General features: G+C 69.6%; 20 protein-coding genes. 11 read left to right on the forward strand and 9 right to left on the reverse strand.

Translation table 11 applies throughout. The annotated features are described in order from the left end of the window. Nucleotides 1-67: 67 nt before the first annotated feature. Complete coding sequence (locus tag BJ972_RS12895) at nucleotides 68-1,096, reverse strand: aliphatic sulfonate ABC transporter substrate-binding protein (RefSeq protein ID WP_129172076.1); 1,029 nt, start codon at nucleotides 1,094-1,096, stop codon at nucleotides 68-70. 27 nt (nucleotides 1,097-1,123) lie between these two features. Then, complete coding sequence (locus BJ972_RS12900; protein WP_129172075.1) at nucleotides 1,124-1,981, reverse strand: ABC transporter ATP-binding protein; 858 nt, start codon at nucleotides 1,979-1,981, stop codon at nucleotides 1,124-1,126. A 110-nt stretch (nucleotides 1,982-2,091) separates the two neighbouring features. On the opposite strand from BJ972_RS12900, the gene BJ972_RS12905 reads away from it, so the two are divergent. Beyond that, entirely contained in the window at nucleotides 2,092-2,928 is an 837-nt protein-coding gene (locus BJ972_RS12905; protein ID WP_129172074.1) for an SDR family oxidoreductase, read from the forward strand. Between the two features lie 18 nt (nucleotides 2,929-2,946). On the opposite strand, the gene BJ972_RS12910 is transcribed toward BJ972_RS12905, so the two are convergent. The 7 genes from BJ972_RS12910 to BJ972_RS12940 all read right to left on the reverse strand — a co-directional run bounded on the left by BJ972_RS12910 (nucleotide 2,947) and on the right by BJ972_RS12940 (nucleotide 12,450). Continuing rightward, entirely contained in the window at nucleotides 2,947-3,300 is a 354-nt protein-coding gene (locus BJ972_RS12910; RefSeq protein WP_129172073.1) for a hypothetical protein, read from the reverse strand. Beyond that, the gene (gene treZ / locus BJ972_RS12915; protein ID WP_129172072.1) at nucleotides 3,297-5,039 is read right to left on the reverse strand and encodes a malto-oligosyltrehalose trehalohydrolase; all 1,743 of its coding nucleotides are present in this window, start codon (nucleotides 5,037-5,039) and stop codon (nucleotides 3,297-3,299) included. The genes BJ972_RS12910 and treZ overlap by 4 nt, the downstream gene beginning before the upstream one ends. Next, complete coding sequence (gene treY / locus BJ972_RS12920) at nucleotides 5,036-7,306, reverse strand: malto-oligosyltrehalose synthase (RefSeq protein WP_129172071.1); 2,271 nt, start codon at nucleotides 7,304-7,306, stop codon at nucleotides 5,036-5,038. The genes treZ and treY overlap by 4 nt, the downstream gene beginning before the upstream one ends. Then, a complete protein-coding gene (gene glgX / locus BJ972_RS12925) occupies nucleotides 7,306-9,336 on the reverse strand; it encodes a glycogen debranching protein GlgX (protein WP_129172070.1) in 2,031 nt (676 codons plus the stop codon). Before glgX ends, treY begins: the two co-directional genes overlap by 1 nt. A gap of 59 nt (nucleotides 9,337-9,395) precedes the next feature. Next, a complete protein-coding gene (locus tag BJ972_RS12930) occupies nucleotides 9,396-9,614 on the reverse strand; it encodes a hypothetical protein (RefSeq protein ID WP_129172069.1) in 219 nt (72 codons plus the stop codon). A 170-nt stretch (nucleotides 9,615-9,784) separates the two neighbouring features. Further along, the gene (locus BJ972_RS12935; RefSeq protein WP_129172068.1) at nucleotides 9,785-11,320 is read right to left on the reverse strand and encodes an HNH endonuclease signature motif containing protein; all 1,536 of its coding nucleotides are present in this window, start codon (nucleotides 11,318-11,320) and stop codon (nucleotides 9,785-9,787) included. A gap of 293 nt (nucleotides 11,321-11,613) precedes the next feature. After that, the gene (locus BJ972_RS12940) at nucleotides 11,614-12,450 is read right to left on the reverse strand and encodes an exodeoxyribonuclease III (RefSeq protein ID WP_129172067.1); all 837 of its coding nucleotides are present in this window, start codon (nucleotides 12,448-12,450) and stop codon (nucleotides 11,614-11,616) included. Between the two features lie 96 nt (nucleotides 12,451-12,546). Here BJ972_RS12940 and BJ972_RS12945 point away from each other — a divergent pair, with 96 nt between their 5' ends. From BJ972_RS12945 to BJ972_RS12990, 10 genes are all read left to right on the forward strand, one after another. Next, entirely contained in the window at nucleotides 12,547-12,753 is a 207-nt protein-coding gene (locus BJ972_RS12945) for a hypothetical protein (protein WP_129172066.1), read from the forward strand. A 12-nt stretch (nucleotides 12,754-12,765) separates the two neighbouring features. Then, nucleotides 12,766-13,758 carry a TIGR03557 family F420-dependent LLM class oxidoreductase gene (locus BJ972_RS12950; RefSeq protein ID WP_129172065.1) on the forward strand — a complete coding sequence of 331 codons (993 nt, stop codon included), beginning with the start codon at nucleotides 12,766-12,768 and terminating at the stop codon, nucleotides 13,756-13,758. Further along, nucleotides 13,755-14,546 carry a coenzyme F420-0:L-glutamate ligase gene (locus tag BJ972_RS12955; protein ID WP_129172064.1) on the forward strand — a complete coding sequence of 264 codons (792 nt, stop codon included), beginning with the start codon at nucleotides 13,755-13,757 and terminating at the stop codon, nucleotides 14,544-14,546. The genes BJ972_RS12950 and BJ972_RS12955 overlap by 4 nt, the downstream gene beginning before the upstream one ends. A gap of 110 nt (nucleotides 14,547-14,656) precedes the next feature. Further along, nucleotides 14,657-16,108: a dihydropyrimidinase gene (hydA, locus tag BJ972_RS12960; protein WP_129172063.1), complete on the forward strand. Its 1,452-nt coding sequence runs from the start codon at nucleotides 14,657-14,659 to the stop codon at nucleotides 16,106-16,108. Nucleotides 16,109-16,110: 2 nt separating this feature from the next. Then, nucleotides 16,111-17,118, forward strand: a complete 1,008-nt coding sequence (locus BJ972_RS12965) for an LLM class flavin-dependent oxidoreductase (RefSeq protein WP_129172062.1) — start codon at nucleotides 16,111-16,113, stop codon at nucleotides 17,116-17,118. Between the two features lie 27 nt (nucleotides 17,119-17,145). Continuing rightward, the gene (locus BJ972_RS12970) at nucleotides 17,146-17,958 is read left to right on the forward strand and encodes an IclR family transcriptional regulator (RefSeq protein WP_129172061.1); all 813 of its coding nucleotides are present in this window, start codon (nucleotides 17,146-17,148) and stop codon (nucleotides 17,956-17,958) included. Between the two features lie 293 nt (nucleotides 17,959-18,251). After that, the gene (locus tag BJ972_RS12975; protein ID WP_164989836.1) at nucleotides 18,252-19,085 is read left to right on the forward strand and encodes an ABC transporter permease; all 834 of its coding nucleotides are present in this window, start codon (nucleotides 18,252-18,254) and stop codon (nucleotides 19,083-19,085) included. After that, nucleotides 19,082-19,894 carry an ABC transporter ATP-binding protein gene (locus tag BJ972_RS12980; protein ID WP_241830663.1) on the forward strand — a complete coding sequence of 271 codons (813 nt, stop codon included), beginning with the start codon at nucleotides 19,082-19,084 and terminating at the stop codon, nucleotides 19,892-19,894. Before BJ972_RS12975 ends, BJ972_RS12980 begins: the two co-directional genes overlap by 4 nt. Further along, nucleotides 19,891-20,715 carry an ABC transporter permease gene (locus BJ972_RS12985; RefSeq protein ID WP_129172058.1) on the forward strand — a complete coding sequence of 275 codons (825 nt, stop codon included), beginning with the start codon at nucleotides 19,891-19,893 and terminating at the stop codon, nucleotides 20,713-20,715. The genes BJ972_RS12980 and BJ972_RS12985 overlap by 4 nt, the downstream gene beginning before the upstream one ends. Before the next feature lie 44 nt (nucleotides 20,716-20,759). Next, nucleotides 20,760-21,902: an ABC transporter substrate-binding protein gene (locus tag BJ972_RS12990; RefSeq protein ID WP_129172057.1), complete on the forward strand. Its 1,143-nt coding sequence runs from the start codon at nucleotides 20,760-20,762 to the stop codon at nucleotides 21,900-21,902. The last annotated feature ends 6 nt before the right edge of the window (nucleotides 21,903-21,908 follow it).

A 21,908-nucleotide genomic window follows, 5' to 3' on the forward strand; every position in this document is an offset into this window, starting at 1 on the left:
ATCGCCGTTCGTGTCGAGATCGTCCGGTAGAGCGGCGATTCTCAGCACAAACGGCGATTCTCGATTGCTAGTTGAAGCGGCTCGGGTCGGCCTGCGTCACGAACGAGTCGTTGACGATCGTCGCGAGGGCTTCGTCGACCTGCTCCTGCGTCTGCACGTCACCGAGCTCGACGAAGATCGGGCCGATGGTCGTGAGCACGTCGATCTGCGCCTGGCCGGGAACCGGGTCGACGTCGAGGTTCGAGCGCTCGAGGATGACCTTCTGCGCGACGGGGAGCTCGAGGCCCGCGACATCCGCGAGGATCTGCGCGGTCTCTTCGGGGTTCTCGGCGGCCCAGGCGCGAGCGTGCTCGTACGCGTCGACGACGAGCTGCGCGAGCGCGGGGCTCGACTCGATGAAGTCCTCGCGGGCGTTCAGGAAGCCGTAGCTGTTGAAGTCGACGTTGCGGTAGATGAGCTTCGCGCCCGCTTCTTCGGCACCGGCCATGATCGGGTCGAGTCCGGCCCACGCGTCGACCGCGCCGCTCTGCAGGGCGGACCAGCCGTCGGCGTGCTGCAGGTTCTCGACCGTGACGTCCTCGGGCGAGAGGCCCGCCTCTTCGAGCGACTGGAGCAGGAAGAAGTAGGGGTCGGTGCCCTTCGTCGCGGCGACCTTCTTGCCCTTCAGCTCGGCGACGTCGGTCGTGGTCGAGTCGGGCCCGACGACGATCGCGGCCCACTCGGGCTGCGAGTAGATGTCGATGACCTGGATGGGCGAACCGTTCGAGCGCGCGAGGAGAGCGGCCGAACCGGCGGTCGAGCCGACGTCGATCGCACCGGCGCGGAGCGCCTCGTTGGCCTTGTTCGAGCCGGCCGACTGCACCCAGGTGACGTCGACGCCGGCATCCTCGAGCCAGCCCTGGTCCTTGATGATGAGGCTCAGCGGGTTGTAGGTCGCGAAGTCGAGCGTGAGCGACTGGCCCTCGACGCTCTCGGTTCCGGCGCCTTCGGTCGCGGCCGGGGCTGCGGCGTTCTCGCCGGCGACGCAACCGGTCAGGAGGAGGGTGGCGGCTGCCGTCGCGGCGACGAGCGCCGTCGTGAATGCTGTGCGTGACATGGAATCCGGTTCTCTCGGTGGGAGGGACTAGTAGGGGTAGTGCGGAATGGTGCGGGTGCTCTCGATGCCGCGGGCCTCACCGTGGCGATCGATGCCGAGACCGGCGAGCAGACGCCCGCGCAGTTCGGCGAGTTCGGCCGAGCCGCGGTCGCGGGGCCGGTGGCCGGGAACGACGATGGTCTCGCGGATCGTCGCGCCCGCCGTGTCGCCCTCGCGCCCGAGCAGGATGATGCGATCGGCGAGCTGCAGGGCCTCGTCGACGTCGTGCGTGACGAGCAGCACCGTCGTCGGCGCGGCCGCGTGCACGTCGAGCAGCAGGTCTTGCATCTTGAGGCGCGTGAGGGCGTCGAGGGCGCCGAACGGTTCGTCGAGCAGGAGCACGCCGGGGTTGCGGGCGAGGGCGCGGGCGAGCGAGGTGCGCTGCGCCATGCCGCCCGACACCTCGCGGGGGCGGTGCCCCGCGAAGTCGGAGAGGCCGACGAGATCGATGAGGCGGGCGACGGTGTCGCGAGCGGATGACGCGGGCGTGCGCTTCGGAAGGCCGAGGGCGATGTTCTCGGCGATCGACCGCCACGGCAGCAGGCGCGGCTCCTGGAAGCCGACGGCGCAGCGCGCGTCGTAGGTCGCCGCGGCGGATCCGTCGATGCGCACGGAGCCCGCCGTCGGCGCGTCGAGCCCGCCGACCATGCGGAGGAGCGTCGACTTGCCGCAGCCGCTCGTGCCGAGGATCGCGAGGATCTCGCCCGGCTCGACGTCGATCGTGACGTCGCGGAGCACCGTGCGGCTCTCGCCCTTGCCCGACGGGAACGCCCGGCCGACGCCGTCGAAGGACACGCCGAACGCCTGATCGGCGGTGGCGACGTGCGCGCTGGCGGTCGAGGACATGGAAACTCCAAAGCGTAGGGGCGTCACGACGACGGTAGCGAGCAGCGCGTAACACATCACATCGGGGCGATACACGGCGTAACACTGGCGCGAGTTGCGACAATGGAGGGATGACCAGAACAGTGCGCGGAGCGCGAGTCCTCATCACGGGCGCGGCGAGCGGCATGGGGCGTCTCTATGCGATTCGCGCGATCGACGAGGGCGCTGCGGCTGTCATCCTCTGGGATCGGGATGCCGCGTCGCTCGGCCGCACGGTCGAGGAGCTCGGATCGCGGTCGCGCGGTCGCACCCGCATCCACTCGTTCGTCGTCGACGTCGCCGACCTCGGCGCGATCGCGAAGTCGGCGCAGAAGGTGCGCCGCGAGGTGGGCAACCCCGACATCCTCGTCAACAACGCGGGCATCGTGCGCGGCAACGCGTACTTCTGGGCCACCGACAACGGCGAGGACACCCGCCCGACGATGCAGGTCAACGCGCTCGCGCCCATGTACATCACGCGCGAGTTCCTGCCCGGCATGCTCGCGAATGCCTACCGCGAGGCGCGCATCGTCAACATCGCCTCGGCCGCGGGAACGCTCGGCAATCCGCGGATGGCCGTCTACGCGGCATCCAAGGCGGCTCTCATCGGCTGGAGCGAGTCGCTCCGGCTCGAGCTCGAGCAGGCCGAGCACACGAACGTTCGCGTCACGACGGTGACGCCGTCGTACATCGACACGGGCATGTTCGAGGGTGCGCGCGGGCCGTTCCTCGCGCCGATCCTGAACCCCGACGTCGTCGTCGACAGCGTCTGGAAGGCCATGCTGCGCGGTGCCCCGCTCGTGCAGCTGCCCTGGAGCGTCGGGCTCTCCCGCGTGCTGCGCGCCGTCTTGCCGACGCGCGTCTTCGATCGCGTCGTCGGCAACGGCCTCGGCGTCTACCGCTCGATGGAGCGCTTCACGGGGCGCTGAGAGTCAGCGCACCGAGAGTCAGCTCACCGACCCCTGCACGGCGAGCTCGACGACGCCGAAACCGCTCCCCCACACCGCGGCGATCGTGATGATCGCGGCGAGCGGCACCCAGTACGCGCGGCGGCGACGCACGAGTCGCACGATCGTGACGATGATGCCCACGAGACCGACGACGAGCGGCCCGAACAGGGCGAGCGCGCCGCCCGCGTTGAGGAGCGCGTAGTCGCACGTGCCCGTGCCGCACGCATCGCTCGCGAAGCCGAGGAAGAGGCCGAACGTCGAGGCGATGAGCGCCGCCGTGACGAGCACCACGAGCAGCAGGATCGATGCGACGAGGTCGGTCGAATCGCGGCGCGGCGTGCTGTCGGTCATGAGACCAGTATCGCGACTCCGTCGGGGCCGAGCACGAGGGTGTCGCCCGTGCGGTGGGCTCCGAAGAACTCCTCGATGGATGCCGCGGGCTCACTGCCGATCGCGAGTTCGTCGTCACCGAGGTGGGCGAGCACGCGCACGGTGCCGAACTCGAGGCGGACGAGACCGGATGACGCGTCGACTTCCGCCCGCACGGCCGCGAAGTCGTCGCGGAACCCCGGCGCGGTGCGCACGGCGCGACGGATCGCGGTCAGTCGGCGGTACCAGTCCAGCATGCGGGCGTGATTCTCGCCGCCCGGCTCCGACCAGTCGAGCGTCGAACGACGGAACGTCTCGGGGTCTTGCGGGTCGGGCACGAGTGCCGGGTCCCACCCCATGCGCGCGAACTCGTTCGTGCGCCCCTCGACGACCGCGCGGCCGAGGTCGGGTTCGGGGTGCGACGTGAAGTACTGCCACGGTGTCGACGCCGCCCACTCCTCACCCATGAAGAGCAGGGGGGAGAAGGGACCGAGGAGGGTCAGTGCTGCGGCGATCGCGAGGCGACCTTCGGACACCGTCGCAGTGAGGCGGTCGCCCGCGGCACGGTTGCCGATCTGATCGTGGTTCTGGCTCGAGACCACGAGTCGTGAGGGCGGGGTCGTCGATCGATCGATCGGTCGGCCGTGGTGGCGACCGCGGAAGCTCGAGTACGAGCCGTCGTGGAAGAACCCGTTCTCGAGCACGTACGCGAGCGAGTCGAGGCTCGCGAAGTCGGCGTAATACCCGCTCGTCTCACCGGTGAGGGCCACGTGCAGGGCGTGGTGAACGTCGTCGTCCCACTGCGCTCCGAGGCCATGGCCGCCGCGGCCACCGGGCTCGCGCGCCGTGATCATGCGCGGGTCGTTGAGGTCGGACTCGGCGATGAGGGTCACGGGTCGGCCGAGGCGGGACGCCGCATCGTCGACGCGTTCGGCGAGCTCTTCGAGGAGGTGCACGGCGCGCGAGTCGTGCAGTGCGTGCACGGCGTCGAGCCGGAGGCCGTCGACCCCGTACTCCTCGATCCAGAGGAGCGCGTTGTCGATGATGTAGGCGCGCACCTCGTCGGAGTCGGGCCCGTCGAGGTTGACGCCCGAGCCCCACGGGCCGTCGCCGTCGGAGAGGTACGGGCCGAACCGGCCGAGCACATTGCCGCTCGGGCCGAGGTGGTTGTAGACGACGTCCTGCACGACGGCGAGTCCGCGCTCGTGGCACGCGGCGACGAAGCGCCGGTAGGCGTCGGGGCCTCCGTAGACCTCGTGCACGGCGAACCAGAACACGCCGTCGTAGCCCCAGCCGCGATCGCCGTTGAAGGCGTTGACGGGAAGGAGCTCGACATAGTCGACGCCGAGGCCGGCGAGGTGGTCGAGCCGCTCGATCGCCGAATCGAGCGTGCCGCCCGGCGTGAACGTGCCGATGTGCAGCTCGTAGCCGACGGCTCCGACGAGATCGCGCCCGGCCCAGTCGGTGTCGCTCGCGGGCTCGGAGCGTTCGATGCGAGACGCACCGTGCACGCCGTGCGGCTGACGCCGCGAGCGCGGGTCGGCGAACGGACCCTGCCCGTCGACGACGAAGGCGTACTCGTCGCCGTGTTCGGCGATGAGGTGCGGTGCGTGCCACCATCCGGGTCGGGTCAGGTCGCGCGCGAGCACCGACCGGTCGCCGCCGCGGTCGAGCTCGACGACGCTCGCGTGCGGTGCCCAGACCGAGAAGACGCCGCTCATGCGATCACCGCGACGGGGTAGCGCGCGAGCAGGTCGGCGACGAGCACCTCGCCGTCCGGCACGGCTTCGCCCGTGAGGATGTCGGCGCGACCCGCACCGGGAAGAGCGATGACGGTGTCGCCCCAGCCGCCCTGTCGGGCAAGCCCGAGCGGAAGCCGCGCCGCGACGATCGTGACGCCGCCGCGGGAGAAGGCGATGACGTGGTCGGCCGCGCTTCCGGTGGCGTGCAACGGTTCGTAGCCCGTGAACGCCTCGGGCCGATCGCGGCGCAGCCGGAGCAGTCGCGAGACGACGAGCAGCTTCGCCGCACCGTCGTCGGAGACATCCGGAAGCCAGCCGGAATCGAGCCGTTCGAGCAGGTCGATGCGCGCCGCGAAGTCGACCGGTCGTCGGTTGTCGGGGTCGACGAGCGAGAGATCCCAGAGCTCGCTGCCCTGGTAGACGTCGGGCACACCGGGGGAGGCGAGCTGCAGGGCCTTGGCGACGAGACTCGTGATGCGGCCGGCCGTGACGACGGAGTCGACCGCGGTCTCGAGCGCGGCGCGGTGCGCGTCGTCGTCGAACAGGGCGTCGACGGCGGCGCAGATGCGTGCCTCTGCGGCCTCGTCGGCGTCGGTCCACGAGGTGACGACGCCGCCCTCGCGCGCGGCCTTGAGCGCATAGTCCTGGGCGCGGGTGCGCGAGAGCGGCCACGCTCCGATCAGCGACTGGCCGATGAGCGCCGCGAGCGTGACGTCGCCCGCGCCGAGTTCGGTGCCGAGGGATGCCGCGGCATCGAGCCAGATCTCAGGGCTCTCGCTCAGCGCGTTGATGCGTGCGCGCACGTCTTCGCTGCGCTTCGTGTCGTGGGTACTGAGCGTTGTCATGGCGTCGGGCCACGAGGTCAGGCGCTCGCGCTGCGCCTCGTGGAAGGCGTCGACACCCCCGATGTCGGCGGGGTCGGCCCCGACCTCGGCGAGTGAGGCGGGCGCGGCGAAACGGTAGAACGCGGCATCCTCGATGCCCTTCGCCATCACCATGCCCGACGTCTGCTGGAAGCGGATCGCCGCGGGGTGCTCGGCATCGCCGAGGAGCGGGCCGAGGATGCCGAGCGCGCGCGTCAGATCGGGGCGCGACGTCGCAGCCGCCTCGAGCGCGGCCCGCAGGTACTGCGCACCGATCGGGAGGTAGGAGCGGTACACGCCGAACGACGCGAGCGTCTCAATGAGCGCCTCGGTCATGCCCGGTTCGTCGGGGAGCAGGCGGGCGAGTCGATTGACCTCGGAGCGCAGGATGCCGGAGGCGACGACTCGACGGGAATCGCGCGTCTGCTCGTGCCAGTCGTCGGCGCTCGCCGCAGAGCCCGTCGCCTCGGCGAGGGTGCCGAGCCCGGTCGGGTCGATCGAGACGCGGTCGAGGGCCGAGAGCGCGTCGTAGCCCGTCGTGCCGGCCGTCGCGAAGGTCACGGGCAGGCGTTCGCCCGGTTCGAGGATCTTCTCGATCCAGACGGGGGCGCCGTGCGTGAGGGTGCGGAGGCGTTCGAGGTAGTCGACGGGGTCGCGGAGTCCGTCGGGGTGGTCGACGCGGAGGGCGTCGACGAGGCCCTCGTCGAACCAGCGCGCGACCTCGATGTGCGTCTCGGCGAACACGTGCTCGTCTTCGACGCGCAGTGCGGCGAGCGTCGTGACGGCGAAGAAGCGGCGGTAGTTGAGCTCGCTGTCGGCGCGACGCCAGTCGACGAGCTCGTAGTGCTGACGGTCGTGCACCGTGCGGGCATCGGCTCCGTCGTCGGCCGTGCCCGGAGCGATCGGGAAACGGTGATCGAAGTAGTGCAGCTCATCGCCCTCGATACGCAGGTCGTCGAGCCCGTCGTCGTCGCCGAGGACGGGCAGTCGGATGCGGCCGTCGGCGGCATCCCACTCGACGTCGAAGTAGCGCGCGGCATCGGAGCCCTCGCCGTGCAGCAGCATCTGCCACCAGAGACGGTTCTCACCGGCATCCTCGACGCCCATGTGGTTCGGGACGATGTCGACGACGACCGCGAGTCCGTGCGCGTGGGCCGCTTCGGAGAGCGCGCGGAGACCCTCCGGTCCGCCGCGGTCGGGGTCGATGCGCGTCGGGTCGACGACGTCGTACCCGTGCGTCGACCCGGCGTGCGCCGCGAGGATCGGGGAGAGGTACACCGCACCCGCGCCGAGTGCGCTGAGGTACGGCACCGTCGCCGCCGCGTCGTGCAGCGTGAAGTCGGCCGTGATCTGCAGCCGATAGGTCGAGGTCGGAACAGCCATCACGCCGCCGACCGGAGGAGGGTGAACGACGTCCCGCGCACGATCGTCGTCTCCGATGCCTCGTCGTACGACTGTTCGGGGTCGCTCGAGAGCTCGAACGTCCATGCCTCGCCCGGAGCCGGCGGAACGGCGAACTCGACGCCGTTCTCGGCGGCGTTGAGGAGCAGCGCGAACGAGGCCGACCCGTCGTGCTCGAACACGAACGCGATCGAGCGGGCGTCGGGGTTGTCCCAGTCCTCGTCGGCGAACTCCTCGCCGTCGGAGCGCGAGAGACCGACGCGTGCCTTCGCCGACGACTCGGGGCCCTGGCGGAACCACGAGGGGCGGAGCGCGCGCTCGCTGCGGCGGAGTTCGATCAGCCGTCGGGTGAACGCCAGCAGGGCGTCATCCGCGTTCGCCCAGTCGAACCACGACACCTCGTTGTCCTGGCAGTAGGCGTTGTTGTTGCCGCCCTGGGTGCGGGCGATCTCGTCGCCGCCGAGGATCATCGGAACACCCGCCGAGAGCAGCAGGCTCGCGAGCAGGTTGCGACGTTGCCGGTCGCGTCGGGCGTTGACCGCGGCATCCTCGGTCGGCCCTTCGGCGCCGTTGTTGTTCGAGCGGTTGTCGCTCTCGCCGTCGTTGCCGTCCTCGCCGTTCGCGGCGTTGTGCTTGCGCGAGTAGGCGGTGAGGTCGGCGAGGGTGAACCCGTCGTGAGCCGTGACGAAGTTGACGCTCGACAGCGGCGAGCGGCGCGACGACTCGTACACGTCGGGGCTGCCGAGGATGCGCTGCGCGAGGGTGCCGAGCACGCTGTCGGCGCCGTTCCAGAAGTCGCGCACGTCGTCGCGGAACTTCCCGTTCCACTCCGACCAGCTCGCCGGGAAGCCGCCGACCTGATAGCCCGCGGTGTCCCACGGCTCGGCGATCATCTTGACCGGAGCGAGCGTCGGGTCCTGCTCGATGAGCGAGAGGAACGCGCTGTGCATCTCGGCCGAGCCGTCCTGGCGGGTGAGCGTCGTCGCAAGGTCGAAGCGGAAGCCGTCGACGTGCATCTCGGTGACCCAGTAGCGCAGCGAGTCCATGATGAGGCCGAGCGCGGCGGGGTGGCCGACGTTGACGCTGTTGCCGGTGCCCGTCGTGTCGAAGTAGTGCTCGCGGTCCTCGTCGACGAGACGGTAGTACGACGCGTTGTCGATGCCCTTGAACGAGAGCGTGGGGCCGAGGTGGTTGCCCTCGGCGGTGTGGTTGTAGACGACGTCGAGGATGACCTCGAGCCCCGCAGCGTGGAGCGCCTTGACCATCGCCTTGAACTCGTCGACCTGGCCGCCCGTGTCGCCCGCCGACGAGTAGGGGCCGTAGGGCGCGAAGAATCCGATCGAGTTGTAGCCCCAGTAGTTGCGGAGGCCCTTCTCCTCGAGGTGCGAGTCCTGCACGAACTGGTGCACGGGCAGCAGCTCGACCGCCGTGACGCCGAGGTCCTTGAGGTAGGCGATGGATGCCGGGTGCGCGAGCCCCGCGTACGTGCCGCGGATCTCCTCGGGCACGTCGGGGTTCAGCTGCGAGAAGCCCTTCACGTGCACCTCGTAGACGATCGTGTCGGCGAGGGGTGTGAGGGGCGACGTGTCGCCCTCCCAGTCGAAGGAGTGCGGATCGGTCACGATCGCGTGGGCGACGGATGACGCGGAGTCGGTGTCATCCCGCTCGTCGGGCTCGCCGAGGGTGTACGCGAACGGTGCCTGCCCCCACGTGTACTCGCCCGTGATCGCACGCGCGTGCGGGTCGAGCAGCAGCTTCGCGGGATTGTGCCGCAGGCCGTTCGCCGGGTCCCACGGGCCGTCGACGCGGAGGCCGTAGCGCGTGCCCGGAACGAGACCCGGCACGTGGTCGTGGAACACGTGGCCCGTGCGGCGGCGCAGCACCGTCGGGGTCTCCTGCCCGTCGTCGCCGAGGATGCACACCGTGATCGACTCTGCCGTCTCGGAGTACACGGCGACGTTCGCGCCGTCCTCGCGGAGGGTGACACCGAGCGGGTAGGGGGTCGACGTCATGGGGGTCCGTTCGTTGGGGAGGGAAGGTGAGTGGTGCGGGAGTTCGGAGTTTCTGGTCTTCAGGCTTCGAGGCGGTGCAAGGCGAGGTCGAAGTCGGGCGACTGGGCGACCTCGACGGCTTTGGAGAGGTACCGTCCGCGCGAGGCGACCCAGACGGAGCCCGCGCGCTCGACGAAGCCGAGCACCTTCTCTCCGGCAGAGACGGCGAAGAGGGTGTCGCTCATCTTCTTCACGGTGTAGCACCCGTTGTCGGTGTTGAACTGCGCTGCAGTGTTCATGGATGTCAGCCTCTCTGCTCTCTCATCCTGGCGGTCGGCACCCTTCGAGACTAGAAGTAACTAGATCGTCTAACTAATTTCGCGATTGGGCTTGTGCGAGTGTTCACGCGCTGGTAACGGTGCGGCGTGCTTGTGGGTACGCAGGGGGCGCGCTGCGGGCGCGACGGGCGTCAGAAGGGTGGCGGTTCGGTGTCGCTGATGTAGCCGGTGGGGCTGGTCCAGCGGCGGCGGGGCGGTTTCGGGTCGAGGGTGAGGTTCTCGTCGGGCCAGTCGCGGGTGGCGCGGTCTGAATCGGGTCCGTCTGGGGGCGCGCTCGAGGTGAGGAGGTGCTCGAGAGTTGCTCGAACGTCGGCGCTCTTCTTCGTTTCGGGTGCCTGTTCGGGTCTCGGTTCGGGTGTCTGTTCTGGCCCGAGCGACGTGGTGTGTTTGAGCGTGTGGTCGGGTGGGCAGAGTGGTGCCAGGTTGTCGATGTCGGTTCTGCCGCCGTGAGCCCAGTCGTGGATGTGGTCGATATCCGAGGTGGCGGCCAAGCTGTTGCATCCGGGGCGGCTGCAGCGTTGGTAGGTGAGGGTGAGCCAGTCGCGTTGTGCCTGTGATGGTCGGTATTGGGTGCGGTCGAGGTAGAGCGGTTCCGCGGTGATCGGGTCGACGATGAGGCGACGGAACGCGGTCGCGGTGTCGAAGATCTGGCGGGCAGTCTCGGTGCTGATCGGTCCGTATCCGTCGATCGTGGCGACGTCGAGCCAGGGGTGCTCGGGCAGACCTGATGCGGTGGGTGGCGGTGTGGGAGTGGTGCGCGCATCACGGACGGGCTTCTCCAGGAGTCCCGCGATGAGCGGCACCGTGACGAGCACACGCGTCTGCACGGCAGTGGGGGTTCCGGCGCCGGTGAGCCAGGCGGAGAACTGGTCGGCGCGCAGCTGATCGCGAGTGCGGGTCTCACCGGTAACCCGGGAGGCTTGCTTGGCGGTCGCGTTCAACCGGGTGCGGATCTTGACTCCGTCGAGGGCCGGGATGAGGGCGTGGAGCCACATCATGCCCTCGGGGGCGTCCTCGAACACGACCCGTCGTTCGGTGAGCGCACGCCGGTGGCGTTCGGCGAGGGTTGCGGCGCTGAGGCGGTCGCGCAGGCGCTTCGCCCGGGATCGGAACGATGCGACGGTGACACGTCCGGCGATTCCGGCGAGCTCGGTATCGAACCGGGCGACGGCGTCGTCGTCGTCCCACCCGGTGATCGCTTCGACGGCGGCACGCACGATCGGGTACGACGTGGCACCGTCGAGGAACTCGAGCCATAGCTTCGGCAGTCGTGCCGTGAGCGTGTGTGCCTCGGCGGCTTCGTTCAACACCGTCGCTGTCGGGATGAGCAACCGCATCGACAGCTCGGTCGCCGCGGCCCGCACCGCCCAGTCCCGAGCTTCGGCACGAGACAGCAACTCGGGCAGCACGTATATGCTCGGGTTCTCCCGCGCCATCCGAATCGCCCGACCGATCGTCGCGAGACGACGTGCGGCAATGCGGTTCGTCTCGAACGCGAACTGCTCGGCATCGGTCATGACCATGTCGAGCAGCTCGGCCTGCGAGATCGTCACGCCCCGCGGGCCAGCCGCATGATCGGGAGCGCCGGAAGCACTGTCCAAGGCGCCATCGAGCGCACCATCAGCACCCTCGGGGCCACCGCCCGCCTCGCCCGTCGATTCGATCACATTAGAAGGCTAGTTCGAACCACCGACATCCGACCGACCCCGCCGACCCCCTGTGGATAACTCGCCGAACCACGGGGATTTGAGGGGGAGATGGGTCTCAATCGACATCCGTCACGTACACGGATGCTGCGGAATCAGTGCTGCTTCGGCGCGTCGCGGGCGAAACGCGGCGTTCGCGTCGGTCTGCAGCATCCGCGCGCACGGCTGCCCGACGGGAAGGGGAAGGGGAAGGGGAGGAGAAGGGGAAAGGGAAAGGGAAGGCGAGAGCTCGGGAAGAGGGGCCGCAACCCAACTCAGAAAATCATCGGCCGATCATCGTCATCCCCGTCGAGCTCGAGGTCGACGACGACGGGAACGTGGTCGCTCGGCGCATCGCCCTTCCGCTCCTCGCGGTGGATGGACGCCCCGGTGACGGCGTCGGCGAAGGCCGGGGAGCCGAGCACGAAGTCGATGCGCATGCCCTCGTTGCGGGGGAAGCGCAGCTGCTTGTAGTCCCAGAAGGTGTATCCCTCGGGAACCAGGGGGCGCACGACATCCGCGACGCCAGCCGCTTCGAGGGCGGCGAACGCCGCGCGCTCGGGCTCCGACACGTGGGTCGACTCGCCGAGCACGAAGCTCGGGTCGCCCATGTCGGCGTCGAGCGGCGCGACGTTGAAGTCGCCGACGAGCGCGAACGGCAGCTCGGGGTTCGCGGTGACCTCGGCGCGCGTGTAGTCGGTGAGCGCCCGGTACCAGTCGAGCTTGTACGCATAATGCGGGTCGCCGAGCGCACGGCCGTTCGGCACGTAGAGGCTCCAGACGCGCACGCCGCCTGCGGTCGCGCCGATCGCGCGCGCCTCGGTTGGCAGGTCGGGGCCCTCCTGGCCCTTGAGGAATCCGGGCTGGCCGGGGAAGTCGACCTGGATGTCGGAGAGCGGTTCACGACTCGCGATGGCGACCCCGTTCCACTGGTTGAGGCCGTGGATCGCGAGCTCGTAACCGGCCTCCTCGAACGCCTCGAGGGGGAACTGCTCGGGCTTGCACTTGATCTCCTGCATGGCGAGCACGTCGATGTCCTCGCGGACGAGCCAGTCGACGACGCGACCGACTCGAGTGCGGATCGAGTTGACGTTCCAGGTGGCGATGCGCATGGGCCCCAGCCTAGGACGACACCACCGACGACACCGCCGACGCCACCCCCATCTCGCGGGCTGCCGCCTGTCACACCGCGGAGCTACGCTCGCGACATGGACGACGAACCAGCTGAGCCCACCCCGTCGAATCGTCGGGTGTGGTGGATGGTGGGTCTGCTCGCCGGGCTCACGATCGCGTCGCTCGCCGTCGTCTTCCTGCCGAGCCCCGCGGTGTTCATCGGGTCGATGACGTTCTTCGCGCTCATCGTCATCGGGCTCGTGATTCAGGTGATCCGGCGGCGCGCCCACCCGCACGGCTGAGAGAATCGACGGGTGACCACGCCCTTCATCGGCTACGCAGCCCGCCTCGAGCAGTTCGCCCCGGCCGAAGCGGTCGCGCTCGCGGTGCTCGCCGAGCAGCACGGATTCGACGGCACCGTCGCCAACGACCGCTTCCAGCCGCGCGTGCCCGCGCAAGGCGAGGCGTCGTTCGCGTGGAGCGTGCTCGGAGCCCTCGGCGCCCAGACGACGGGCGGCATCGGCGCGATCACGACGCCCGGCTACCGCATGCATCCCGCGGTCGTCGCTCAGGCCTCGGCGACGCTCGCCGCACTGTTCCCCGGTCGGCACTGGCTCGCGATCGGCTCCGGTGAGGCGATCAACGAGCACGTCGTCGGCCAGTACTGGCCCGAGGCGCCCGAGCGCATCGCGCGCATGTTCGAGGCGATCGACGTCATCAAGAAGCTCTTCGCGAGCGGCGTCGCGGGCCGCGACGTCAAGCACGCCGGCCCGTACTTCTCGCTCGAGTCGGCACGCCTGTGGACGATGCCGGCCACCCCGCCTCCGCTCTTCGTCGCGACGTCGGGGCCGGTCACGGCCAAGCGCGCGGGCAAGACGGTCGACGGCATCGTCACGGTCGAGGCCCCCGACGAACGTCTCGACGCCCTCTTCCGCCGCTTCGACGAGGGATGCCGCGAAGCCGGGCGACCTCCCGGGACCAAGGTGTTGCAGGTCGCCGTGTCGTGGGCCGAGACCGACGAGCAGGCGGCACGCAACGCCCTCGCCGAGGGTGCCGATGCGGCCCTGCGATTCCCCACCGCCGACATCCGTTCGCCCTTCGACTTCGCGCAGATGGCGCGCATGGTCCGTGTCGACGACTTCGTCGGCAACGTCTTCATCTCGTCCGACCCCGATGCGCACCGGGCGCATCTGCAGCGTTTCGCCGACCTCGGCGTCGATCGCATCCACGTGCACAACGTGGGTCGCAATCAGCGTGAGTTCATCGAGGTGTACGGGCGCGATGTGCTTCCGAAGGTGGTGCGATGACTCTCTCGATCTGGGCTCTCGACGGAATCGGCGAGGTGCGCGCGGGCGATGATCTCGTCGCCCTCATCGGCGCGGCGGTCGCCGACTCGCTCGACGACGGCGACATCCTCGTCATCACGTCGAAGATCATCTCGAAGGCCGAGGGGCGCATCGTCGCCGCGGCCGATCGCGAGGACGCGATCACGGCCGAGACCGTGCGGCTCGTCGCGCGCCGCGAGTACCCCGGCGGCGTGACGCGCATCGTCGAGAACCGCCTCGGCGTCGTGGGCGCCGCGGCGGGCGTCGATGCGTCGAACACCGACGAGGGCACCGTGCTGCTCCTCCCGCTCGACCCGGATGCCTCGGCGCGCGAGATCGCGACCGGCATCCGTTCTCTCACGGGCCGCGAGATCGGCGTGATCGTGAGCGACACCCTCGGCCGGCCCTGGCGCGAGGGGCAGACGGATGTCGCGATCGGCGCCGCGGGAGTGCATGTCTTCGACGACCTGCGCGGCACGGTCGACGCGAGCGGCAAGCCCCTCGCCGTGACGCAGCCGTGCCTCGCCGACGAGCTCGCGGCCGCGACCGATCTCGTGAAGGGCAAGGCCTCGGGTCGTCCCGTCGCGGTCGTGCGCGGACTCGCGCGCATCGTCGGGGAGCTCGATCTACCGGGTGCGTCGAGCATCGTGCGGCCCGCCGAGCGCGACATGTTCCGCCTCGGGACCGACGAGGCCATCGCCGAGGGACGCGAGGCGGGCTATGCCGAGGGGTACGCCGACGGCTTCTCGGAGGGTCGCGCCGAGGCGTAGAACCGCCGGCGGGGATGACGGCCGGGACGACCGGCAAAAAAGAAACCTGCGCGAAACGCAACGCTGGTATGTTCAGTGAACCAATTGTTCATTGAGTGAACCGAGGCCCCATGCGCAGCGCTTTCCTCCACGGCGACGTCGTCACCGCGAGCGCGCGCTTCCGCGCCGACATCCTCGTCGTCGACGGGGTCATCGCCGCGATCGGCGACTCGGCCGAGTGGGACCTCGCCGACACCGAGATCATCGACGCGACGGGGTGCCTGCTGCTGCCCGGCGGCATCGACACCCACACCCACCTCGAGCACCGCGTCGCGAGCGGTCACACCCGCACGGCCGACGACTTCGAGTCGGGCACGATCGCGGCGGCGTGCGGCGGAACGACGAGCATCATCGACTTCGTGCGCGCCCCCGCCGGTGTCGGCATCTACGACGCGTTCATCGAGCGACGGGCCCGCGCCGACGAGGCGAGCGCCGTCGACTTCTCGTTCCACCCGATCGTGCCGCCGACCGCGGCCGACGACGACTCGTTCGACCAGCTCGTGCGACTCGCCCGCGAGGAGGGCGTCGCGAGCTGGAAGTTCTTCATGGCCTACCCCGGCTCGATGGTCACCGACGACGTGCTGCTCCGCGGCTTCGCGCTCGGTCGTGAAGAGGGCGTGCTGCCGATCGTGCACGCCGAGAACGGCCACCTCGTCGCCGACGCCATCCAGCAGCTCGTCTCCACCGACGACGTCGCCGAGCACCGTCACCTCGCCGCCCACCCGGCGATCGCCGAGGAGGAGGCGGTCAACCGCGCCGTGCTCCTCGCCGAGCGCGTCGGCAGCGACGTCTTCATCGTGCACGTGTCGGCCGGAGCCGCGGCTCGCGAGGTCGCCCGGCACCGCGCCCGCGGCGCCCGCGTGTTCGCCGAGACCTGCCCGCAGTACCTCACGGTTGCCTACGAGGACTACCGCGACCTCGGCTTCCCCGCCGTCGGCTACATCTGCTCGCCGCCGATCCGCGAGCGCTCGAACCAGGCCGACCTGTGGGACGCGATCGAGCGCGGCGTCATCGACACGATCGGCACCGACCACGCGGCCTTCACGCTCGAGCATCAGGACGACCTCCCGCCGCAGAAGGCCTCCGGCCGCGGAAACTTCACGGCGGCGCCGAACGGCGTGCCGGGTATCGAGGAGCGCCTCATGGTCATGTGGGAGGCCGGCGTGGCATCCGGTCGCCTCTCGCCCGAACGCTTCGTCGAGCTCACCGCGACGGCCCCCGCGCGCCTCTTCGGCCTCGAGGGCCGGAAGGGCGCGCTCGTGCCCGGCGCCGACGCCGACATCCTCGTCTGGGACCCGGCCGACGCGCGCACCCTCGGTGTCGCGACGGCGCACAGCCGCTCGGACTACAGCGTCTACGAGGGGATGACCGTGTCGGGCTCACCCCGGCTCGTCTTCTCACGCGGCGAACTGATCGCCGAGAACGGCGAACCCGTCGACGGCATCGCCGGTCGCGGAACCTACCTCCGGCGGAAGCGCGAGGCCCTGCCCGCGCTCCCCATCACCGAACGAAAGGGCAACTGACCGTGCGTATTCCCCTCGGCATCCACCTCGGCGAACGCTTCACCCTCGAGGAGACGTGGGCGGCGGCCGAGATCGCCGAGAACCACGGATTCGATTCGCTGTGGGTCGCCGAAGGCCGGCTCACGCGCGACGCGGTCAGCATCATGGCCCTCCTCGCCGAGCGCACGAACACCGTGCGCATCGGCTCGGGCGTCGTCAACAACAAGTCGAGGAATGCGGCGCTCATGGCCGTGACGTTCAAGACGCTCGACGAGATCGCGCCCGGCCGCATCGTGCTCGGCATCGGCGCGTGGTGGGAGCCGCTCGCGAGCCGCGTCGGAACGCCGCTCTCGAAGCCCGTCGTCGCGATGCGCGAGTACGTCGGCGTGCTGCAGGCGTTCTTCCGCAATGAAGAGGTCACGGTCGACGGCGAGTTCGTTCACATGGACGGCGTGCGGTTCGACCGCATGTACGCCGAGAATGTCGAGGTCGACATCCCCATCTATGCCGGCGCCGTGGGCCCCCGCATGCTCCAGCTCGCGGGCGAGACGATGGACGGCGTCTACCTCGACTTCCTGCTGCCCGTCGACTACCTCACGTCGGCGCGCGCGTCGATCGACAAGGGCCTCGCCGCCCGCGCCGACGGCCGCACCTCGATCGACATCACCCAGGCGATCGCCGTCGCGGTCGACGACGACGACCCGCGCAGCGCGATCGACGCGTGCAAGGCGTTCCTCACGCTCTACCTCATGCAACAGCCGCACATCGCCGAGCACTGCGGCGTCGAGCCCGAGCTCGTCGACCGCATCAAGCAGGTCGCGGGCTGGCCCGCGACACCCGACGACATCAAGCGCGCGATGGTGCTGCTTCCCGACGAGGCTGTACTGCGGGTCGCGGCGGCGGGCACGACGGCGGATGTCGTCGAGAAGCTCGAGGAGTACCACGAGGCGGGGGTGCGCGTCCCCGTGCTCAACCCGCTCGGCGGTCGGAAGCTCGAGACCATCGAATCGCTCGCCCGAGCGTTCCACTAACATCGACACGAAATCGGAGGGGTAGACATGGCGGGGGATCTCGGCCTGGTTCAGAAGACCGTCGCCATCGTGCGCGCGGTCGCGGCGCACCCCGACGGCATCGGGCTCTCCGATCTCGCTCGCGAGGTCGACATCTCGAAGGCGACGTGCCACCGCGTGCTCGGTTCGCTCGAACGAGAGGGATGGCTCGCGCTCGACCCACTCGGCAAGCGCTACCGACTCTCGCTCGACCTCGTCTTCATGGCGGAGTCGCTCATCTCCGAGGGATCGGTCGCCCGCTTCACCTTCCGCGTGCTGCGTGATCTCACGCAGAGCACGCGAGAGACGGCCGGCATCGACCGGCTCGCCGAGTCGGAGGTGATGGTGCTCGCCGAGGTCCAGGGCCCGCACCTCATCGGTCATGCGCCGCGGCCCGTGCCTCGGCGTCTGTCGGCGTGGCGAACGTCGACCGGTCGTGCGCTGCTCGCCTTCGGTGACCCCGAAGTCGTGCGCGCCGATTTCGAACGCGATGCCGGGCGACCCCCGGTGTCGGCCTTCGCGAGCTTCGAGGCGTTCGCCGACTCGCTCGCCGAGGTGCGTGAGCGCGGTTATGCCGTGACGCGCTCCGAGCTCGAAGACGGGCTCACCGCTGTCGCCGCCCCCGTGCGGGTCGGCGACGGAACGCCGTACGCCCTCTGGGTGAGCGGCCCCGGCTATCGCATGAACGACGAACAGGTTCTCGAGACGGCCTCGGAGCTCCGCGACGCTGCGGCGCGACTGGGCAGAGTGCTCGAGCAGGGCGGCTCCCGAGACGGAGTCGCCGATGTCGACGCGATCGGTGCAGGCATCCTCAGTCACTGACGACTGAGCGCGTGAACTGAAGCGTCACGGGTCGCTTCGTCGACCCTTTTTCACCGACCGTGGTGCGGGCCGTTCGTCCCGAAACACGGTTTTAACAATTCCGGCACTCCCGCGAAATGCCCTTCGCGGAGTATGTTCATATCGATGAGTGAAACACTGGTTCACTCAACAAACCAGGAGGGCAACACGTGGCTCTTTCAGGAACCGTCAGCAGGAGCGTCTCACCGCCGAGCGCCATGCCACGGTCATCGACCCGCCGACGCGCCAGTCGCTCGACCGTCTCGTTCGTGCGCGTGGCGGGGATCACCGCCGCCGTGCTCGTCGTCTTCATCGCACTGTGGGAGGGCTACAAGGCCCTCGGTCAGGCGACGGGCGATGTCTGGCCCTTCACCGACATCCCCCTGCCGGTCTCGACGTCCGACTCGGCCATGCCGCACGTCTGGACGATCGTCTCGGCGCTCTTCCAACCCGCGAGCGCCGCGAGCAGCCAGACGCTCCTCTCCTATTACCTCGAGCAGACGAGCGTGACGCTCCGCGAGGCCGCCTACGGCCTCATCGCCGGCTCGATCATCGGCGTCGTGCTCGCCGTCGTGCTGCGGGAGCTGCGCTTCGTCATGCGGGGTGTGCTGCCGTGGCTCGTCATCTCGCAGACGATCCCGCTCGTCGCCCTCGCGCCGATCATCGTCGTGTGGGTCGGCGGCGCCGGCTTCCCGAGCTGGGTGGCCGTCTCGGTCATCGCCGCCTACCTGTCGTTCTTCCCCGTCACGGTCAACGTGCTCACGGGCCTCAACTCGGCCGACCCGATCCACATCGAGTTCATGCAGTCGATCAACGCCTCGCGCTGGAGCACGCTCGTGCGGGTCCGCATGCCCGCCGCGCTGCCGAGCCTCTTCACGGGCCTGCGCCTTGCAGCCACGGCATCCGTCATCGGCGCCATCGTCGGTGAACTCTCGGCGGGAACGGGTCTCGGCATCGGCCGCGCGATCCTCACCGCCGCCTACTACTTCTCCATCCAGCCCGAGAACCTGTTCGCCGCGGTTCTCGTCGCCTCGCTCGCGGGCGTGCTGTTCGTCCAGGCGATCACCGCGCTCGAATGGGTCGCTCTCAGGAAGAGGAACAACCGATGACCACTCTCACCGACGTCGGATCCGCCGCCATCTCGCTCTCGAACGTCAGCAAGGCGTTCGAGACCGGAACGGGAACCGTGCTCGCCCTCGACGGCATCGACCTCGACATCCAGCCCGGAGGCTTCGTGTCGCTGCTCGGCCCGTCGGGCTGCGGCAAGTCGACCCTGCTCCGCGTGATCGGCGACCTCGTCAAGCCGACGAGCGGCGAGGTGCTCGTCGGCGGACGCACCGCCGCCGAGGCGCGGAAGGCCCGCGACTACGGCATGGCGTTCCAGGCGCCCGGCCTCATGGACTGGCGGACCGTCCGCCGCAACGTCGAGCTGCCCATGCAGGTACTCGGCGTCCCGCGGGCCGAACGTCGCCAGTGCGCCGACGAGATGCTCGACCTCGTGCGACTGACCGCATTCGCCGACCACCGTCCGCGCCAGCTCTCCGGCGGAATGCAGCAGCGCGTCGCCATCGCCCGCGCGCTCGCGATCCAGCCGAAGATCCTCCTCATGGACGAGCCGCTCGGCGCGCTCGACGAGATGAACCGCGAGTACCTGCAGCGTGAGCTCCTCCGCATCTGGCGAAGCACGGGAACGACGATCGTCTTCGTCACGCACAGCGTTCCCGAAGCCGTCTTCCTCTCCACCGAGGTCGTCGTGATGTCGCCGAGACCCGGCCGCATCGCCGCTCGCGTGCCCATCGACCTCGGCTATCCGCGGGTCGACGAGACGCGCGTCAGTCCCGAGTTCTACCGTGCAGAGGCCGAAGTCAGGGAGATCCTTCACTCCGTGCTCGCGCCCGAGGGCGAGGTGCAGCAGTGACGCAGACAGCGATCCCCCCGGTCGCGGCCCTGCCGCCGGTGCGCCTCGCCCCGGGCGGCCACGTCGTCCGTGCGCTCGCCCCCGCCCTCGGGTTCGGTGTCGTCTTCATCGTGCTGTGGGAGCTCGTCGTGCAGGTCGGCGGCGTGCAGAGCTACCTGCTGCCCGCGCCGTCGGCGATCCTCGCGGCGCTCGTGCAGAGCGCCCCGGCGATCCTCTCGGCCGCCCAGGTCACGGCCCTCGCGGTCGTGCTCAGCGTCATCTTCGGCGGGATCGCCGGCATCCTCGCCGCTTTCGTCGTCGCCCTCTTCGAAGGCGTCGCGCAGGTCATGCTCGGCCTCGTCGCCGTGCTGAGCTGTGCACCGATCGTCGCCCTCGCCCCGATCTTCAACGCGTGGTTCGGAAGCACGAACCTCACGTCGAAGGTCGCCGTCGCGGGCATCATGGTGTTCTTCCCTGTCATGGTGAACACCACGCGCGGCCTCCTCGCGGTCGATCCCCTCCACCGCGAACTGATGCAGTCGCTCTCGGGCTCCCGCGTGCAGCTCATGATCTGGTTCCGCGTACCCGGCGCCGTGCCCTCGCTGTTCGATGGTCTGCGCATCGGCGCGACCCTCTCGGTCATCGGCGTCATCGTCTCCGAGTACTTCGGCGGCACGACGAACGCGCTCGGCGTGTACATCGCCAACACCGCGGCGCTCTCGAAGTTCGCCGACACCTGGGCTGGTGTCGTCGTCGCGAGTCTTCTCGGACTCGCGATCTACGGCGCCGTCACCCTCCTCGAGCGGATCGTGGCGCCCTGGCGCTTCGCCGCTCGTTCCTGAACGCTCCACCCCTGCTCACCACACATCACCCCCCGAGGAGTCTCATGCACAAGCACTTCACGATGCGCCGCTCGGCCGCAGCCCTCGCAGCAGCCGGCGTCGCCCTCTCACTCACCGCGTGCGGCGGAATGGGTGAGGCCACCGAGCCCGCCGCCGTCAACGAGAACTGTGAGACCGTCGACGACGTCACGGTCGTCCTGCAGTGGGTCACCCAGGCGCAGTTCGCCGGGTACTACGCCGCCGTCGACAACGGAACCTACGCCGACTACTGCCTCGACGTGACCATCCAGGAGGGCGGCACGAACGTCGTCCCCCAGCAGGTGCTCGCCTCGGGCAACGCCCAGTTCGCCGTCAGCCACGTCGTCAAGAGCATGGCCTCCCGCCAGGAGGGCGCAGACATCGTCAACATCGGCCAGGTCTTCGAGCGCGGCGCCTACCTCCAGGTCTCGTGGGCCGACTCGGGCATCGGCGAACTGAGCGATCTCGCCGGCACGACGATGGGCTCGTGGGGCGGAGGCAACGAGCTGACGCTCTACTCGGCGCTGCGTGCGTCGGGCGTCGACCCCGCGACCGACATCACCGTCGTCCAGCAGCCGTTCGACATGTCGATGCTGCTGAACCGTGAGGCCGACAGCGTGCAGGCGAAGACCTACAACGAGTTCGCCCAGCTGCTCGAGACGATCAACCCCGACACGGGCGAGCTCTACACGCCCGAGGACTTCTCGGTGCTCGACCTCCAGGAGCTCGGCTTCGGAACGCTCGAAGACGGCATCTACGCGCGCGGCGAGTGGCTCGACGAGGGCGACAACGCCGACATCGCGACGCGGTTCCTCGCGGCGACCTACGAAGGCTGGGCCTCGTGCCGCGATGACGCCGACGCGTGCGTCGACCTCGTGGTCTCGAAGGGCAGCGCGCTCGGTCGCAGCCACCAGGCCTGGATGATGAACGAGGTCAACAAGCTCATCTGGCCGTCGACCAACGGCATCGGAACGCTCGAGGCCTCCGCGTGGGACGCGACCATCGAGTCCGCCATCGAGGGTGAGGTCCTCACCTCGGCCCCCGACGACGGCGCCTACCGCACCGACCTCAACGACGCGGCCCTCGCGCTGCTCGAGGAACGCGGCGTCGACCCGCTCGGCTCCGACTGGGCTCCGGCCACGGTCGAGCTCACCGAGGGCGGCAAGTAGTCCCCT

The sequence above is a fragment of the Agromyces atrinae genome, from assembly GCF_013407835.1.
GTDB classification, from domain to species: Bacteria; Actinomycetota; Actinomycetes; order Actinomycetales; family Microbacteriaceae; genus Agromyces; species Agromyces atrinae.